At 68.0% G+C, this 2,860-nt stretch carries 3 protein-coding genes; all 3 read left to right on the top strand.

Annotated features, from left to right (window positions below):
* The coding region (gene hisE / locus VF794_RS35150) for a phosphoribosyl-ATP diphosphatase (RefSeq protein WP_331117493.1) at positions 1-192 on the top strand (192 nt) is incomplete at its 5' end.
* A gap of 79 nt (positions 193-271) precedes the next feature.
* Positions 272-1,393 (top strand): acyltransferase, encoded by a 1,122-nt coding sequence (locus tag VF794_RS35145; protein WP_331117492.1) that lies wholly within the window; start codon positions 272-274, stop codon positions 1,391-1,393.
* Between the two features lie 14 nt (positions 1,394-1,407).
* On the top strand, positions 1,408-2,860 hold a 1,453-nt coding region (locus VF794_RS35140; protein WP_331117491.1), incomplete at its 3' end, for a rhomboid family intramembrane serine protease.

Genomic DNA, 2,860 nt, shown 5'->3' with positions numbered 1-2,860 from the left:
ATCGGCGAGGAGGCGGTGGAGCTGGTGACGGCGTGCGCCGACGGGGACAAGGAGCGAGCAGCCGAGGAGGCAGCCGACGTGCTCTACCACGTGTTGGTGGCGGTGCGTCCCCTGGGCGTGACGTTGGACGACGTGAAGGCGGTGCTCGCTCGTCGGGCTGGGAACACTCCTTCTCCTTCCGTGAAGCGATAAGTGGTCCCGGGGCCTGGAGGGGGTACACCTTCCTTCCTACTCCTCCCGTTTTGATAAAGTGGGCCCGAGAGGATCTGGCATGGTCGATTCGCGAGAACAGAGCAAGAAGCTCTCCGAGGAGCTCTTCTGCTCGCGGGGAATGGGCATCCTGCTCGTGGTGCTCGTGCATGTATTGGGCGTGGACGCGATCCATGGGGTGCGGAAGCTGTTCTCTCCGGACCGGGCCGATCTGCGGCAGGTGACCGAACTCATCCACAGCTTCAACATGGCCACGATGATCATGGCCTCGGGCGTGGTCATGTCCGCGTTCGGGCGACCGGACACCTCGTTTGGCCAATTCCTCCGGAAGAAGTTGGACAAGCTCATCGTCCCGATGCTGGTGTGGGCGCCCGTCCTGCTGATCGCCCAGGAGTCCTCGCATGGCCGTCTGCCCGGCGTGAGTGACGGGCCCCTCGCGCTGCTCCAGTTCCTGTTCAGCGCGTGGTTTCCGCCGTACTCCATCTTCTGGTACGTGTATGCCCTGGCGGGCTGCACGTTGATGTCCTGGCTGTTCCGGCGATGGGCCGAGCCCAGGCTCGGGCGCTGGAGCAGGCTCACCTACTTCGGCCTCGCCGTCTTGCTGCACCTGACAGTGAGCACCTGGCGGGCACGCTCCAGCAGTGGGCCGGGCGAGTACGTCGAACTCATCCTCTATTGGAACCGCTTCTTCGGCCTGGGGTTCCTCATCCAGCCCTGGCTGGAGCCCGTCCGCCGCTTCCTCGCGGGGCTGCCGGTGGCGCTCCAGGCGCTCGTGCCCGTGGGCCTCCTGTCGCTCCTGGTGTTCTTCTATTCGGTGATCCCGGAGGAGCGGTACGAGACGCTGACGTGCGCCATCAACGGGCCGCTGGGGTTCAGCATGTTGCTCACGCTCGCCATGTTCCTGCGGGAGCGGGCGGCGCAATGGGGTGGGCTGGTGGCGGGAGCGTGGCGCCGGCTCGTCTTCACGGGCTCCATCAGCATGACCCTCTACCTCTTCCACGTCTATTTCGTCGCGGGCACGCGCATCGTGCTGGAGCGCTGGTTCCCGGGCACACCGCTGGCGGCGCACCTCGTGCTCGGTGTCCTCCTGGGCGTAGGGGGCCCCTGGCTCCTCTTCCACGTCTTGAAGGGACAGCGGTCGTTCCACTGGAGTGTCGGGCTGTCCAGCGTGCCGCAGCGCTGAGGCGGGCGCTATCGATGATGAACGAAGAGTCCGCCACTCGCCCAGCGCCCGACGCCGCGTTGCTCGCGTTCGGCAAGCTGCTCGCCCAGGCCACGCCGCACGTCTTCGTCACGCGGGCGATCGTCGCGCTCAACCTCCTGGTCTTCGGGGTGATGGTGGTGACGGGGGTGTCGGCCCTGGACCCCTCCTCCGAGGATCTCCTCAAGTGGGGGGCGGACTTCGGGCATTCCACGCTGCTGGAGGGGCAGCTGTGGCGGACGCTCAGCAGCGCCTTCATCCACGTGGGCCTGCTGCACCTCGCGGTGAACATGTGGTCGCTGTGGATCGTCGGCCGTCTCTGCGAGCGCATCTACGGCAACCTCACCTTCACGCTCATCTACCTCCTGTCAGCGGTGGGCGGCTCGCTGGCGAGCAACGCCTGGAACCCCCTGGCCGTGTCGGCCGGAGCGTCCGGGGCGTTGTTCGGCATCGATGGCGCGATCCTGGCCTTCCTCTACCTGCAACCCGGCTGCGTCCCTTCCGAGGCCCTCCAGAAGCTGCGCAAGGACATGCTGGGGGTGATCGCCTTCAACCTCATGGTGGGCTTCTCCATGAGCTTCGTGAACAACGCCGCGCACCTGGGCGGGCTCGTCACGGGGGCGGTGGCCGGGGCCCTGGTGACGCGCGATCTGCGGGCCGAGGTGGTTGCCACCCCGCGCATCGCGCGCCTGCTGGGCGTGCTCGTCCTGCTCGCTGGCGCGACCTTCCTGGCCAGGTGGCGGGTGGAGACGGCTCCAGAGGTGGCCGAGGACCGCTTCAATCGGGAGGCCTACGCCGCGATGGCGGCGGGCGACTACGCGCGCACCGCCGAGCTGGCGACGCGCGTCATCGAGCGGATGCCCCGGTCCGCTCCGGCCTGGTACCTGCGCGGCTTCGCTCACTCCCAGCAGGGAAAGTACGCCGAGGCCTTCGACGACTACTCCAAGGCACTCGAGATCGATCCCACGAATCAGGACGCGCTCCTGTCCCGTTGCCTGCTGGGCCAGGAGTCCAAGGACATGGAGGTCTCCCTCGCGGACTGCGCTTGGTTCATCGAGTCCGACGGGGACAGGGCCTCCTTCTCCCATCTCGGGAGGGCCTCCATCCTCATGGCCAGGGGGGAACTCGAGGCGGCCAGGGAGGAGTCCACCCGTGCGGTCGAACTGGCCCCGGAGAAGGCCCAGCCGCTGTTGCGCCGGGCCTGGTACCACTTCCTGCTGGGTGAGCTGGACGCCGCCGAGGCGGACTTCGCTCGGGCCGTGATGCTCCAGCCCCAGGCCCCCGAGGTGTTCGCGGCGCGGGGAGATGTGCGCCGCCGCATGGGTCGGCTCGACGAGGCGCTGGCCGACCTCGACGAGGCGCTGGCGCTCGCTCCGGAACGGGCCGGGCTCTACAGCAGCCGGGGGCTCATCCACATGGATCGCGGAGACGTGGCCCGCGCGATGGCCG

The sequence above is a fragment of the Archangium sp. genome (assembly GCF_036389735.1).
GTDB lineage: Bacteria > Myxococcota > Myxococcia > Myxococcales > Myxococcaceae > Archangium.
Note: the sequence above shows the minus strand (reverse complement) of the source record. Positions and strands in the feature narration are given on the sequence as shown.